Annotated in this window: 11 protein-coding genes and 1 pseudogene; 6 read left to right on the top strand and 6 right to left on the bottom strand. The window is 60.3% G+C overall.

What is annotated here, in order from left to right:
• Position 1: 1 nt before the first annotated feature.
• The 4 genes from N5J71_RS05575 to tnpB all read left to right on the top strand — a co-directional run bounded on the left by N5J71_RS05575 (position 2) and on the right by tnpB (position 4,125).
• Complete coding sequence (locus N5J71_RS05575; protein WP_017674761.1) at positions 2–940, top strand: polyprenyl-phosphate transporter; 939 nt, start codon at positions 2–4, stop codon at positions 938–940.
• A 48-nt stretch (positions 941–988) separates the two neighbouring features.
• The gene (locus N5J71_RS05570; protein WP_004424059.1) at positions 989–1,867 is read left to right on the top strand and encodes a peptidoglycan DD-metalloendopeptidase family protein; all 879 of its coding nucleotides are present in this window, start codon (positions 989–991) and stop codon (positions 1,865–1,867) included.
• A 101-nt stretch (positions 1,868–1,968) separates the two neighbouring features.
• A complete protein-coding gene (gene rpoS / locus N5J71_RS05565; protein ID WP_004424060.1) occupies positions 1,969–2,976 on the top strand; it encodes an RNA polymerase sigma factor RpoS in 1,008 nt (335 codons plus the stop codon).
• A 375-nt stretch (positions 2,977–3,351) separates the two neighbouring features.
• Positions 3,352–4,125: an IS66 family insertion sequence element accessory protein TnpB gene (tnpB, locus tag N5J71_RS05560; RefSeq protein WP_341793963.1), complete on the top strand. Its 774-nt coding sequence runs from the start codon at positions 3,352–3,354 to the stop codon at positions 4,123–4,125.
• 327 nt (positions 4,126–4,452) lie between these two features.
• Here tnpB and N5J71_RS05555 read toward each other — a convergent pair.
• The 4 genes and pseudogenes from N5J71_RS05555 to purM all read right to left on the bottom strand — a co-directional run.
• Positions 4,453–5,048, bottom strand: a pseudogene (locus N5J71_RS05555) (IS5 family transposase); the annotation flags it as partial.
• Positions 5,049–5,291: 243 nt separating this feature from the next.
• Positions 5,292–6,008, bottom strand: a complete 717-nt coding sequence (locus N5J71_RS05550; protein ID WP_084342004.1) for a DUF3108 domain-containing protein — start codon at positions 6,006–6,008, stop codon at positions 5,292–5,294.
• 8 nt (positions 6,009–6,016) lie between these two features.
• Complete coding sequence (purN, locus tag N5J71_RS05545) at positions 6,017–6,661, bottom strand: phosphoribosylglycinamide formyltransferase (RefSeq protein WP_084342005.1); 645 nt, start codon at positions 6,659–6,661, stop codon at positions 6,017–6,019.
• Positions 6,661–7,719: a phosphoribosylformylglycinamidine cyclo-ligase gene (purM, locus tag N5J71_RS05540; RefSeq protein ID WP_003461545.1), complete on the bottom strand. Its 1,059-nt coding sequence runs from the start codon at positions 7,717–7,719 to the stop codon at positions 6,661–6,663. Before purM ends, purN begins: the two co-directional genes overlap by 1 nt.
• Positions 7,720–7,964: 245 nt before the next feature.
• On the opposite strand from purM, the gene N5J71_RS05535 reads away from it, so the two are divergent.
• Together N5J71_RS05535 and N5J71_RS05530 are read left to right on the top strand one after the other, a co-directional pair.
• Positions 7,965–9,005, top strand: a complete 1,041-nt coding sequence (locus N5J71_RS05535) for a DUF2066 domain-containing protein (RefSeq protein WP_279916482.1) — start codon at positions 7,965–7,967, stop codon at positions 9,003–9,005.
• Positions 9,006–9,078: 73 nt separating this feature from the next.
• On the top strand, positions 9,079–10,149 hold the full coding sequence (locus tag N5J71_RS05530) for an AI-2E family transporter (protein WP_279916481.1): 1,071 nt from the start codon (positions 9,079–9,081) through the stop codon (positions 10,147–10,149).
• Here the strand turns inward: N5J71_RS05530 and N5J71_RS05525 are convergent.
• Positions 10,122–11,180 carry a phage integrase gene (locus N5J71_RS05525; RefSeq protein ID WP_279916480.1) on the bottom strand — a complete coding sequence of 353 codons (1,059 nt, stop codon included), beginning with the start codon at positions 11,178–11,180 and terminating at the stop codon, positions 10,122–10,124. The two genes, N5J71_RS05530 and N5J71_RS05525, sit on opposite strands and share 28 nt — an antisense overlap.
• A complete protein-coding gene (locus N5J71_RS05520; protein WP_279916479.1) occupies positions 11,180–12,457 on the bottom strand; it encodes a phage replication initiation factor in 1,278 nt (425 codons plus the stop codon). The genes N5J71_RS05525 and N5J71_RS05520 overlap by 1 nt, the downstream gene beginning before the upstream one ends.
• Positions 12,458–12,527: the final 70 nt, after the last annotated feature.

Genomic DNA, 12,527 nt, shown 5'->3' with positions numbered 1-12,527 from the left:
CATGAAGAAATATTTTCTGCTCTATGCCAAGGGCTTGGCGATGGGCGCTGCAGATGTCGTGCCCGGCGTTTCCGGCGGCACCATCGCTTTTATCAGTGGCATCTATGACGAGCTGCTGCGCTCCATCGCCAGTATTCCCGAAGCGTTCCTGCTGCTGCTGCGGGGCCGCATCAAGGATGCCTGGCAGATGGCCAACGCGACGTTCCTGCTGGTGCTGCTGTGCGGCATCCTGACCAGCATTCTCACACTCGCGCGGCTGATCACCTATCTGCTTGAGTACCATCCGATTCCGGTATGGTCGTTCTTCTTCGGCCTGATTCTGGTGTCTACCTATATGGTCGGGCGAGAGATCATTCGCTGGAACTGGAGCCGGGCGGTGAGTTTTCTGCTTGGCCTGGCTTTCGCCTACTGGATCACCGTTGCCGCTCCGATGCAGTGGGGCAGTGATCTGCCAACCCTGTTCCTGGCCGGTGCCATCGCCATCTGCGCGATGATTCTGCCGGGTATCTCGGGCAGCTTCATCCTGCTTCTACTCGGGCTTTACTCGGTGGTGCTGGGGGCGGTCAAGGACCTCGATCTGCTGGTTATGGCGGTGTTCGCCAGCGGCTGCCTGGTTGGCATTCTCAGTTTCGCGCGTCTGCTCAGTTGGCTGCTGTCACGTTGGCGTGACCTCAGTCTGGCGTTTCTGGTCGGCCTGATGCTGGGTTCGCTGAACAAGGTCTGGCCCTGGAAGGAGACCCTGAGCTGGCGTATCGACAGTAAAGGTGAGCAGGTGCCGCTGCTGCAGAGCAATCTGCTACCGGGGCATTTTGCAGAAATCAGTGGCCAGGACCCACAGCTCTTGCTTGCCGTGGTATTGGCAATCGGCGGTATCGCCTTGGTGCTTGGCCTGGAGTGGCTGGCTGGTCGTCAGGTGCTCGATACTGGTCGCACCGAATAAATACGGCACAATGGGCGCCGTACTCGGAATCATTCAGGGAGCAGTTGGGTGAGTTTCACCGTCCTTCACGTGCTAGTCCGCGCAGTTGCAGCGTTTCGCCTGCCGCTCGCCATGCTTGCCGCCTCCGCGTTGGCCGGTTGCGTCAGTTCGCCACCGGGTGGCGTACAGGTGGTCGACCGTGGCCAGAACCAGGGGCGTGCCCCGGTGGTTCAGCGTCAGCCCGTACGTGATGGCCACTATGTGGTGCAGCGTGGCGATACCCTCTATTCGATCGCCTTTCGTTTCGGCTGGGATTGGAAGGCACTCGCTGCTCATAACGGTTTGCGCGATCCCTATCTGATCCGCGTGGGTCAGACGATCCGTTTCGACAACCGCCCGGTGGGCAGCAGTCAGCAGGTCGTTTCGGCACCGCCTGCGGCCACCTCGCCCGTTGTCACTCAGCCAGTGCCCAGTCGTCCGCCGGTTGCCGTGACTGCACCGCCTGCAACTCAGCCCGCCCGCCCGCCGGTAGCCAACACGCCAGCGACTACGCCAGTAACACCAGTGAGTCGCTCGGCCAGTGGTTGGTCCTGGCCAACCGAGGGCACAGTAATCAGTCGTTTTTCCTCAAACGGTAGTTTGAATAAAGGCATTGATATCGCAGGGCAATTAGGCCAGCCTGTTTTAGCTGCGTCTGATGGATCAGTGGTGTACGCCGGGAGTGGTTTGCGGGGCTACGGCGAGTTGATCATTATCAAACACAGCGATACCTACGTAAGTGCTTACGGTCATAACCGCAGGTTGTTGGTACGGGAGGGGCAGCAGGTCAAAGCCGGGCAAAGTATTGCCGAAATGGGGTCCACAGGAGCCGACCGGGTGAAGCTGCACTTCGAGATTCGCCGCCAAGGTAAACCTGTCGATCCGCTGCAATATCTGCCACGTCGTTGATCCGTCGCTGACCCGTTCCATCACGTAAGAGGGACGGGCTCAGGTGTGGCCAGGACGGTTCCGCCAGAGTCTGTTGTCGAACTCAGCTAGGGACAACAACAATGGCTCTCATCAAAAAAGAAGCGCCGGAGTTTGACGTCGACGATGAACTGCTCCTCATGGAGCCAGGCATCGTTTTCGGCGAGGTTCAGGGCGATGAGGTGGAAGCACCGGTCGCACGTACCAAGGCCAAGAACGCCACCCCCTCCAAGCAGCACAAATACATCGACTACACCCGGGCGCTAGACGCCACTCAGCTTTACCTCAACGAAATCGGTTTCTCTCCCTTGCTTACTCCCGAAGAGGAAGTGCACTTCGCGCGTCTGGCGCAGAAGGGTGATCCTGCCGGGCGCAAACGCATGATCGAGAGCAACCTGCGCCTGGTCGTGAAGATCGCTCGGCGTTACGTCAACCGTGGTCTCTCTCTGCTCGATCTGATCGAGGAGGGCAACCTCGGCTTGATTCGCGCCGTGGAAAAATTCGATCCGGAGCGGGGGTTCCGTTTCTCGACCTATGCAACCTGGTGGATCCGCCAGACCATCGAACGCGCCATCATGAACCAGACGCGAACCATCCGTTTGCCGATTCATGTGGTCAAGGAGCTCAACGTCTACCTGCGTGCGGCTCGTGAACTGACCCAGAAGCTCGACCACGAGCCTTCTGCGGAAGAAATTGCCAACCTGCTGGAAAAACCAGTGGGCGAGGTCAAGCGCATGCTCGGCCTCAACGAACGAGTGTCCTCGGTGGACGTCTCGCTCGGTCCGGATTCGGACAAGACGCTGCTCGACACCCTGACCGATGATCGTCCGACCGATCCCTGCGAGCTGTTGCAGGACGATGATCTGTCGCAGAGCATCGATCAGTGGCTCTCCGACCTGACCGACAAACAGCGGGAAGTCGTTGTGCGCCGCTTCGGTCTGCGCGGCCATGAAAGCTGTACCCTTGAAGAAGTGGGGCAGGAGATCGGTCTGACCCGCGAGCGGGTGCGGCAGATTCAGGTTGAGGCGCTCAAGCGTCTGCGGGAAATCCTGGAGAAGAACGGCTTGTCCAGCGACGCCTTGTTCCAGTGAGGTTTCGCTTCGATTATGAACCCGGCTCCGGCCGGGTTTTTATGGTGCGCCAGGCATGGCGCGTAGCGCCGTGACTGGCGCTGTCGGGTTCACTGTGGTGGTGAGCCTGGCGACTTGGAGGTGAAAGTCCTCTACACACCCGGCAAGGGGAAGCGTTAGCCAGAGGCAAGGGTGTCGCGGGTGACTGCGAACCTGAAGGAAGCCCGAGGCAAAATGCTGGCCTGACGAACAGGAAGCGGATGAGGCGGCGCAGCGGGGTGAGGTGGCCATAATCGCCAAAGCCCGATACTTGGTATGCGCTCCATAGACCCCATCTTTAACTGACCTCTCCGTATCCCGGATGCTGGGCTCCCTATTTTCCCGTGGAGTTCCGTCATGATGCGTCCCGACGCCAAAGTGCAGAAGGTCTATCTCTACCCAAAGCCCGTCGACTTCCGCAAATCCATCAACGGACTGGCCGCGCTGGTCGAGCTGGACATCAAGGTGGAGGTGTTCAACCCGGTGCTGTTCGTGTTCCTCAATCGCACACGCAGCCAGGTCAAGATTCTCTACTGGGAGCGCAATGGCTTCTGCCTGTGGCTCAAGCGTCTGGAAGCCGAGCGTTTCAAGACCAAACCCGATGCCGGTGACGAGGCCATCGAGCTGACGGTCGACGAACTGAACTGGCTGCTCGACGGTATCGACCTGTGGCGTGACCTGAAGGACGCTGACCATAGCGAACGCCTCGACGTCCGCCAGCAACGCAGCCAGCCCCTGATCGACCAACTCAAGGCCTGGCTGGACAAAACCCAGCCGCAGGTCGCTGGGCAGACGGCCCTGGGCAAGGCGGTAAACTACTTGGCCAGCAACTGGAGCAGGCTGGTGCGCTACATCGAAGGCGGGCATCTACCGATCGACAACAACCGCGCCGAGAACGCCATCCGTCCCTTCGTCATCGGCCGCAAGAACTGGCTGTTCAGCGACACGCCGAAAGGCGCTACCGCCAGCGCGCAGATCTACAGCCTGATCGAAACTGCCAAAGCCAACGGGCAAGAGCCTTACGCCTGGTTGCGCCACATCCTTGAACGCCTGCCAGCGGCCAGTCGCGTCGAGGATTACGAAGCGCTGCTGCCGTGGAACTGCTCGCCAGCTTCTGCCTCTGCTTCCTGAAAAAACCGTCCGCCAGGACGGGGTTTATGGAGCGGTTACTCAATTACCACGCGGTGCCGGGAAACCTGATACGTCTTGGTGGTTTTCGTTCGGCGGTCTGCCGCCTCTGGCGGCAAGCTCTCAAGCGGCGCAGCCAGCGTAACCGGCTCCAGAGGTCACGCTTTGGTCGTCTCGCAGACATCTACATACCGAAGCCCAGAACTGCACATCCCTATCCGGAGGAACGCTTCGCGTCACGAACCTGAGGCAGGAGCCGTATGCGGTAGTTCCGCACGTACGGATCTGTGCGGGGGGCGGCAGGTAACTGCCGTCCCTACCGCGACCGTTGCTTTCGTAATTTCTCTTGAGTTTGTCGAGCCGAGATGCCACTGCCCGGTAGTGCTTTAGCCGGGCGAAGGCGTTCTCCACCAAGTGCCGGTTGCGGTAAAGACCTCTGTCCAGATCCGCATTGCCTTTCACGGAGTTACGCTTTCTCGGGATCACGGCCTTGGCCCCTTGTTGCTCAACCTGCTGCCGAACTCTCTCGCTGTCATAGCCCTTGTCCGCGACAATGGTTTCTGCCTCCGGGAGCTTGGCAATCAATGCGGGAGCCTGGGTGCAATCATTGATTTGCCCCCCGTAATTTCAAACTCGATGGGTAGTCCATGAGCATCAACTGCCAGGTGAATCTTGCTGGTATTGTCAGCTCGACTTTTTCCTATGGCCTCATCGTTTTTCCAGTTGCGAACCACGCATTGAAGCGTTTATAGACCTTATTCCAGTTCCCGAACGCTTCGGGTAGATCTCTCCAGGGGCATCCCGTGCACATGCTACAGCATGCCCTCCACGGTCATTCGTAGATCACGCTTGTGGTAGATGGCCTTGCGCAGCAGAATTTCCCGCAGCTTCGACCAATGCTCATCACTGAGCAATAATCGGGGCATTGTAAACTCGTATCGATGTTGGACTAGAGCTTCAACGATGCGAGTTTTCTCTTATATATCAACTGGTTAGAGAAAAACGGCAACAGCCTCTAGTGGTTACGGGCCCTAGAAGCAAAAAACCAGCGGAGATATTTTCTGCTGGGGATTTTTGTTTTTTGTCTTTCAGATCATGGCGTTAGCGATCTGCATCAACAGATTAAGCCAACACCTTGGCAATGGCCCGGTTTTTTATTTGGTTGCAGATCAGTCGCGACGACCTTCCACCGGCTTGCCGGCGACGGTGCCGTCCTTGAGCATGATCTGGTATTCCTTGCCGTCGGTTTCCACCTGATGCAGGCGTACCAGCAGGTGGCCCCAGTCCTTGGCGAACCACAGCACGGTCTTGCGGGTGCTTTGTGTGGGGTCACGCACGCGCTCGACCTTGATCGCATCGATCAGGCCAGCCTTGGTGCGTACCACTTCTTCGCCCAGTACACGGAAGTCATAGGTTTCGATTTCGTCACCGTCGACCACCTGGTAACTCACGCTCTTTTTGCCCGCCGCGACGTCCTGCTGCAGGGCGACCTGGTAGGTCGACTTGTCCAGCAGGCCGCGATTGAGCGGGAGGCGTACGGCATCGCCACGGTCATTGCCGATGACTTGTTTCTGCTCCCAGTCGAAGTCCTGCTCGACCTTCTTGCCTTTACCCAGGCCGCTGCGGTTGAGGCGGTAGGTCAAGGGCAGCAGGGCGCCGTTGTCGACGCGGAAGGTGCTTTCTTCGGTAAGGCTGGCAACCAGCATCGAGGCTTCGAAGTTGAGGGTCCAGCGGCCGTCGTCCTCACGCTTGAGGCTGCGTTCGGCGCTGCCGCTGACCGGCAGTTGCTTCCAGTCCGCCGTGTAGCTGGCGGAGAAAGGCTGCAGATCCTCGGCAAGGGCGGGCAGGCTGAACAGTGTCAGGGCGAACAGCAGGGCGCGACGCATAGAGTCTCCTAGGTTCGAATCAGGTGGCCGCTGGCGGGCAGCGGCTGGCCATCCAGCATTGCGCCTTGAGCGCCAAGACGCAAGCGGCCTTCGGCAAACCAGCGCACCGCCAGAGGATAGATCTGGTGTTCCTGCTGATGCACGCGGCGCGCAAGGCTTTCGGCCGTGTCGTCTGCCATGACTGGCAATACAGCTTGTACGACCAGAGGGCCACCATCGAGTTCCTCGGTGACGAAGTGCACGCTGCAGCCGTGTTCGCTGTCGCCGGCTTCGATAGCTCGTTGATGAGTGTGCAGGCCTTTGTGCTTGGGCAGCAGTGACGGGTGGATATTGAGCAGGCGGCCTGCATAGTGCTGAACGAAGCCAGGCGTGAGGATGCGCATGAAACCGGCCAGCACCACCAGGTCAGGCTGGTGGGCATCTATGGCCTGGATCAGGGCGGCATCGAAGGCTTCGCGGCCGTCGAACTGCTTGTGATCAAGCAGTTCGGTGGCGATCCCGGCCTGTTTCGCCCGCTCCAGGCCGTGGGCACCGGCGCGGTTGCAGATAACCGCGGCGATGCGGGCCGGATTGCCGTCGTGGGCGACGCTGTCGATCAGCGCTTGCAGATTGCTGCCTGACCCGGAGATCAGGACGACGACATTGCAGGGCATCAGTGGGCTTTCAGGTTGTTCAGCTGCACCTGGGCTGCACCTTCTGCCGCTTCGGTGATCTGGCCGATGACCCAGGGTTGCTCGCCGCTGGAGCGCAGGCTGGCCAGGGCGGTTTCGACCTGATCCTGAGCGACGCAGATGACCATGCCGACGCCGCAGTTCAGCACGCGGTGCATTTCATGTTCGTCGACGTTGCCTTGTTCCTGCAGCCAGTCGAACACCGCCGGACGATTCCAGCTGGCCACGTCGATCACCGCCTGGGCGCCTTGCGGCAGCACACGCGGGATGTTGTCCAGCAGGCCGCCGCCGGTGATGTGGGCCATGGCCTTGACCGCACCGGTGTCCTTGATCAGCTTGAGCAGCGGCTTGACGTAGATACGGGTCGGCGCCATCAGCAGGTCGGCCAGGGCCTTGCCATCCAGTTGCACCTGCTTGATGTCGGCGCCGGAGACTTCGATGATCTTGCGGATCAGCGAGTAGCCGTTGGAGTGCGGGCCGGAGGAGGGCAGTGCGATCAGCGCGTCGCCAGTGATGACCTTGGAGCCGTCGATGATTTCGCTCTTTTCCACCACGCCAACGCAGAAGCCGGCCAGGTCGTAGTCTTCGCCTTCGTACATGCCCGGCATTTCCGCGGTTTCACCACCGACCAGGGAGCAGCCAGCCAACTCGCAACCGGCGCCAATGCCGGTGACCACGGTGGCGGCGACGTCGACGTTGAGCTTGCCGGTAGCGTAGTAGTCGAGGAAGAACAGCGGCTCGGCGCCGCACACCACCAGGTCGTTGACGCACATGGCGACCAGGTCCTGGCCGATGCTGTCGTGCTTGTTCAGGTTCAGTGCCAGGCGCAGTTTGGTGCCGACGCCGTCGGTGCCGGACACCAGTACGGGTTGCTTGTAGCCGGCCGGGATCTCGCACAGGGCGCCGAAGCCGCCCAGGCCACCCATGACTTCCGGACGCGCAGTGCGCTTGGCGACGCCTTTGATGCGTTCGACCAGGGCTTCACCGGCATCGATGTCGACGCCTGCGTCCTTGTAGCTGATGGAGGGTTGCTTGCTCATAGATCCGGGCCTTTGAATGGGGAGTTCGTGTAGGCGCCGACGTGGCGCAGGCTCATTCAGGGAACCTGGCGCGCGTACCGGCTGGCGAAGGCGCGCGATTTTATCAGGCTTGCCCGGTAGCGGCCACTCGCGTGCATGCGCTTCGTCGCAGGCGCTGGCTCTGGTTGCCGGGGCTTGAGCGGCTGTTTAAGGTATAGGCCTTTGTGCCCGCCCGCCGTACGGCCATCCCTTGCGAGAGTCCCCCGATGCGTTTGCCCATCCGCCTGCTGTTCGTCTGTCTGTCGCTTCTGAGCCTGCCGGCATTGGCCGCGCCGGTTGCCGGTCTGTACCAGGTGCGTGAGCCTGTGGCGGATCAACAGCCGGAAAGCCGCGACGCGGCCATGCAGAAGGCCCTGCAGACCCTGGTGCTGCGCTTGACCGGTGATGCCAAGGCGCTGCAGAGCGCTGGCTTGGAAGGCCTGCGCAAGGATCCGCAACAGATCGTCAGCCAGTTTGGTTTCGAGGGCGATGCGTTGCTGGTCGAATTCGATCCGGTCAGCACGGATCAACAGCTGCGCCAGGCTGGCCTGGCCCTGTGGGGCGCCAATCGACCGGTGATCCTGACCTGGTGGCTCAACGAAGCGCCAGAAGGCAGCCAGCTGGTCGGCGAGAGTCAGAGTGCGTCGGCGCTGCTGCGCGAGGCGGCTCAGCACCGCGGCCTGCCGCTGCGTTTGCCTCTGGCTGATTTGAGCGAGCAGGCACTGGGCAATGCCGATGTGCTGCTGGCCAACGATCCACAGGCGCTACGTGAGGCCTCCGAGCGTTATGGCGCCGATGCCTTGCTGGCCGTGCAGGCGACCGAAAGCGGCGGCAGTTGGCAGGCGACCTGGCGCCTGTGGCTGGGCGACGAGCGTGAACAGGGCAAGGCTGAGGGCGCCGATCAGGCTGCGCTGGCCGATGCAGTGCTGCTGGCCGTGGCCGAGCGCCTGGCGCCGCGGTTCGTCGTCAAGCCTGGCGCGGCGCACAGCCTGACGCTGGTTATCGAAGGTGCTGACCTGGGCCGTTTCGCGGCGCTGGAGCGCTTGCTCGAACCCTTCGCCGCGCGCTTGCAGGAGATCGACGGCCAGCGCCTGGTCTATCAGGTCAGTGCCAGCCCGGAGCAACTGCGCGCGCAACTGGCGTTGGGGCAACTGCAGGAAGTCAGCGAGCCGCTCGATGCTGCTGCACCGCCGGAGAATCCCCAGGAGGGGGCAACCGAGGCGCCGCAGGTGAAGCCGCGCACCGATCAGCTGCGTTTTCGCTGGTAAGCTTGCCGGCGGATAAATCACCGCCCAGTTACGCGGCGCCCTTCTGGCGCCGTTGCGCATCGAGGACGCGAGCATGACCGATTCCACCCGCTGGCTATGGATGGCTGGGCTGTTTCTGCTCGGCTGGTTGCTTTACCTGCTGCACCCGATTCTTTCCCCCTTCCTGATCGGCATCCTGTTGGCCTACCTGGGCGATCCGCTGGTCGACCGCCTCGAGCGGCATCGCCTGTCGCGTACCGCTGGCGTGGTGGTGGTGTTCACCCTGTTTGCGCTGGCGCTGCTGATACTCGTATTGGTGCTGGTGCCCATGCTGGGACGGCAACTGGTGCGTTTGTATCAACTGGCGCCGGAGATGATCGACTGGCTGCAGGGCACGGCACTGCCCTGGTCGCAATCGCACCTGGGCTTGCAGGACGACCTGTTGCAGGTCGACCAGCTCAAGCAGGTGTTCGCCGACAACATCGGCAAGACCACCGATGTGCTCAAGGCGGTGCTGGCTCAGGCGACCTCTTCGGGCCTGGCGCTGCTGGCCTGGCTGGGTAATCTGCTGCTGATTCCGGTGGTGAGCTTCTACCTGATGCGCGACTGGGATGTGCTGGTCGAGCAGGTGCGGCGCCTGCTGCCGCGTCAACGCGAGGGGTTGGTGGTCAAGCTGGCAGGCGAATGCCATGAGGTGCTCGGCGCCTTCCTGCGTGGCCAGCTACTGGTGATGCTGGCGCTGAGCATCATTTATGCCTCGGGCCTGATGCTGGTGGGGCTGGAGCTGGGATTGCTGATTGGCGTGCTGGCGGGGTTGGCGAGCATCGTGCCCTATATGGGCTTTATCGTCGGCATCGGTGCGGCGTTGACCGCCGCGCTGTTCCAGTTCGGCCTCGAACCCTATCCCCTGATCGGCATCGCTGTGGTGTTCATGATCGGCCAGATGCTCGAGGGCATGGTGCTGACGCCCATGTTGGTGGGCGATCGCATCGGTCTGCACCCGGTCGCGGTGATCTTCGCCATCCTCGCTGGCGGCCAGCTGTTTGGCTTCACCGGCGTGCTGTTGGCCTTGCCGGTAGCAGCGGTGATCATGGTTCTGCTGCGCCATGCCCATGATTTGTATAAACTTTCAGGTCTTTACGGTGAATCGCCTTCAAGCGACTGATTTTTAAGGGTTTTCTTTTTGGTTCGCTTGACTGGTGTCGAAGAAGTGTCGAAACCATCCAGCGGATTGAAGCGAACCGCGTCGCGCAGGTGCGAGGGCGAAAGGTGTGCATAGCGCATGGTCATGGTCAACGACGAGTGACCTAGAATCTCTTTCAACGCCAGGATGCCACCGCCGTTCATGATGAAATGACTGGCGAAGGTGTGCCGAAGCACATGACTGGCCTGGCCCCTTGGCAACTTGATGCCACTGGCCTTCAGCGCAATGCGGAAGGCACGCATGCAGCTGGTAAAGCGGTTACGTTCCTCGAAATGCACAGTCAGGCGCTTGGCCAGGTCAGAGCTAATCGGCACCGTGCGAACACGCTTCGACTTTGTGTTGACGAATGTCACGGTATCGTTCCTGACAAGCTCAGGCCGAAGACCTTCAGCCTCTGACCATCTGGCACCCGTGGCCAGACATAGCTCAGCAACAAGGCGGACGCTATGCGACCGGCTTTTATCGAGAGCTTCGATCAGTTGCGGGATCTGATTTATCGACAGATACGATAGCTGCGTCTCCTGAAACTTGAGGGGCTTGAGCTTGGCCAGCGGGCTGGAATAGTCGATATCGCCCAAGCGGTACAGTTCGTTGAAAACCGTCTTGAGGTAGGACAGCCGGTTGTTGATCGACTTAGGCTTAGCGCCGCCCTCTAATTCACGACGCCGAAGGTCTACAACCGCCGAACCGTTGAGCTTGCGGGCTATGGGATCACCCAGGCGCTTGGCCATGAGTTTGAGAGCGTTTGTGCGACGCTGACCGCTGGTAATGGCATGGCCATGCAGGTCATACCAGCGCTGAATGACTTCGCTTAGCCGGCGATTGTCCTTTGGCTTAGGGTTCCAATCGCGAGGCTGAATGCATTCGGTTCGGCACTTGGCCTCAAATCGCAGGGCTTCGGCTTTGGTCTTGAGCGTCTTACGAAAGCGCTTCCCCTTGAGCGGCTCAACATCGACTTTCCAGCGGCCGTCAGGCAGTTGTTCGATAGCCATCAGACAGCACGCCCCCAACGCACATGCCGTTCTTCAAGGATGCCCTTGATATGCTTATATAGGCCGTCTTCATCCATGCCTTTAGAGGCATAATGATCGCGGATCACCGGCCAGCACTCCCAATCCTTGAGCCGGTGAAATGCTCGCCTAGCGCCCACTCGCTCCCGTGCCAGCAGGCTGACGAAGTTTCCCAGGAATAACTCGACGTTCTTGCCGGAAAAGCCCCGCGAGGTCTTGTATTGGCGCTTGTACTCGGTGTCATCCACCAGGGAATCCACCGGCAGATCAACGCGCACATCGTCACGGATCAGCGTCCAGATGGGCTCAAAGTAGCCAGGGCGAGCCAGCAACTTGAACTGGCGCAGGCCGTAGCGCCACAGGCCGTCTAGGTGCGGTGCGAATGCGGCATAGCTGTTGGTTTCGATGATCTTATTGGTCTGGAGATCGAACGAGCCGGAAGCGAATTGCTGGATAACCGAGTGGTGATAACGCAGCTCTACGCGCCACACGTCTTGTTCGGGGTTGTAGTTGTGCGGGTCGGCTTCGTCGAAGCTGTCACGACGCTTCCAGACGTTTTCCCAATAGTCGAGCTTGTCGATGGAGCGGGCCTGCTCGGTCTTGTTATAGATGGCGAGTTGCACGCCGTTGGCCGAGCCAAACATGGAGGTTTCGCCACGCCCGTAGACGCTGCTTTTCGTTGCCCAGGTAATTTCCTTAATGCCGGAAATGTCGCGGGCGGCGCGTGCGCGGCAATGCATACGGGCGACCAGATCAGAAGGGGGCGTCCAACCTTGCAGGTCTAGCGCGAGGTGAACCGCGCACTGGTTGCGGTCGACGTTGGTCAGCACGTGGTCGGCGTAGTAGTCCAGGCGTTCCTGTAGGCGTTCGGGGCAGAACTGGTCGATGGCATGCGGAGACACCTCGATTTTCAGATGGGGGCCGATATTCTCGATTTTGGCGTTGAAGTTCTTCACCAGCAGAATGATACCCAGGTCCGCATTCTGCAGCTTGTACTGGTACCCGGAATCCTTGCTGACGCGACCCGAGTGCCAACGCTGGCCAGCGAAGTCGACGATGGTGCCTGGCTTGTCGAACAAGCACATGATTTCGGGGCGGATCAAACCGCGATAGAGTTGGCGGACGGTATCAACGCCACAGCGCAATAAGCGGACTTTCGACAGGTCGAAAATCTGAGCCGTATTCGGATCAACAAAGATACGGCCATCAACAGCCGGTTGGGCATTCAGTCCAAGACGAGCAAAATCTTTAACCTTCATTGCTTTTTTCCCTCATTGACCCTAATTGGCCGTTTTCTTTTCTGTTTATCTGACGTGTTACAGGGACGTC

The organism is Ectopseudomonas oleovorans (assembly GCF_029845265.1).
Classification (GTDB): Bacteria; Pseudomonadota; Gammaproteobacteria; order Pseudomonadales; family Pseudomonadaceae; genus Aquipseudomonas; species Aquipseudomonas oleovorans.
Note: the sequence above shows the minus strand (reverse complement) of the source record. Positions and strands in the feature narration are given on the sequence as shown.

What these genes read in the sequence shown, in the direction of transcription:
- N5J71_RS05575 (WP_017674761.1), top strand. Translation starts at nt 2, where the DNA reads ATGAAGAAATATTTTCTGCTCTATGCCAAGGGCTTGGCGATGGGCGCT.
- rpoS (WP_004424060.1), top strand. Translation starts at nt 1,969, where the DNA reads ATGGCTCTCATCAAAAAAGAAGCGCCGGAGTTTGACGTCGACGATGAA.
- tnpB (WP_341793963.1), top strand. Translation starts at nt 3,352, where the DNA reads ATGATGCGTCCCGACGCCAAAGTGCAGAAGGTCTATCTCTACCCAAAG.
- N5J71_RS05550 (WP_084342004.1), bottom strand. Translation starts at nt 6,008, where the DNA reads ATGCGTCGCGCCCTGCTGTTCGCCCTGACACTGTTCAGCCTGCCCGCC.
- purN (WP_084342005.1), bottom strand. Translation starts at nt 6,661, where the DNA reads ATGCCCTGCAATGTCGTCGTCCTGATCTCCGGGTCAGGCAGCAATCTG.
- purM (WP_003461545.1), bottom strand. Translation starts at nt 7,719, where the DNA reads ATGAGCAAGCAACCCTCCATCAGCTACAAGGACGCAGGCGTCGACATC.
- N5J71_RS05535 (WP_279916482.1), top strand. Translation starts at nt 7,965, where the DNA reads ATGCGTTTGCCCATCCGCCTGCTGTTCGTCTGTCTGTCGCTTCTGAGC.
- N5J71_RS05530 (WP_279916481.1), top strand. Translation starts at nt 9,079, where the DNA reads ATGACCGATTCCACCCGCTGGCTATGGATGGCTGGGCTGTTTCTGCTC.
- N5J71_RS05525 (WP_279916480.1), bottom strand. Translation starts at nt 11,180, where the DNA reads ATGGCTATCGAACAACTGCCTGACGGCCGCTGGAAAGTCGATGTTGAG.
- N5J71_RS05520 (WP_279916479.1), bottom strand. Translation starts at nt 12,457, where the DNA reads ATGAAGGTTAAAGATTTTGCTCGTCTTGGACTGAATGCCCAACCGGCT.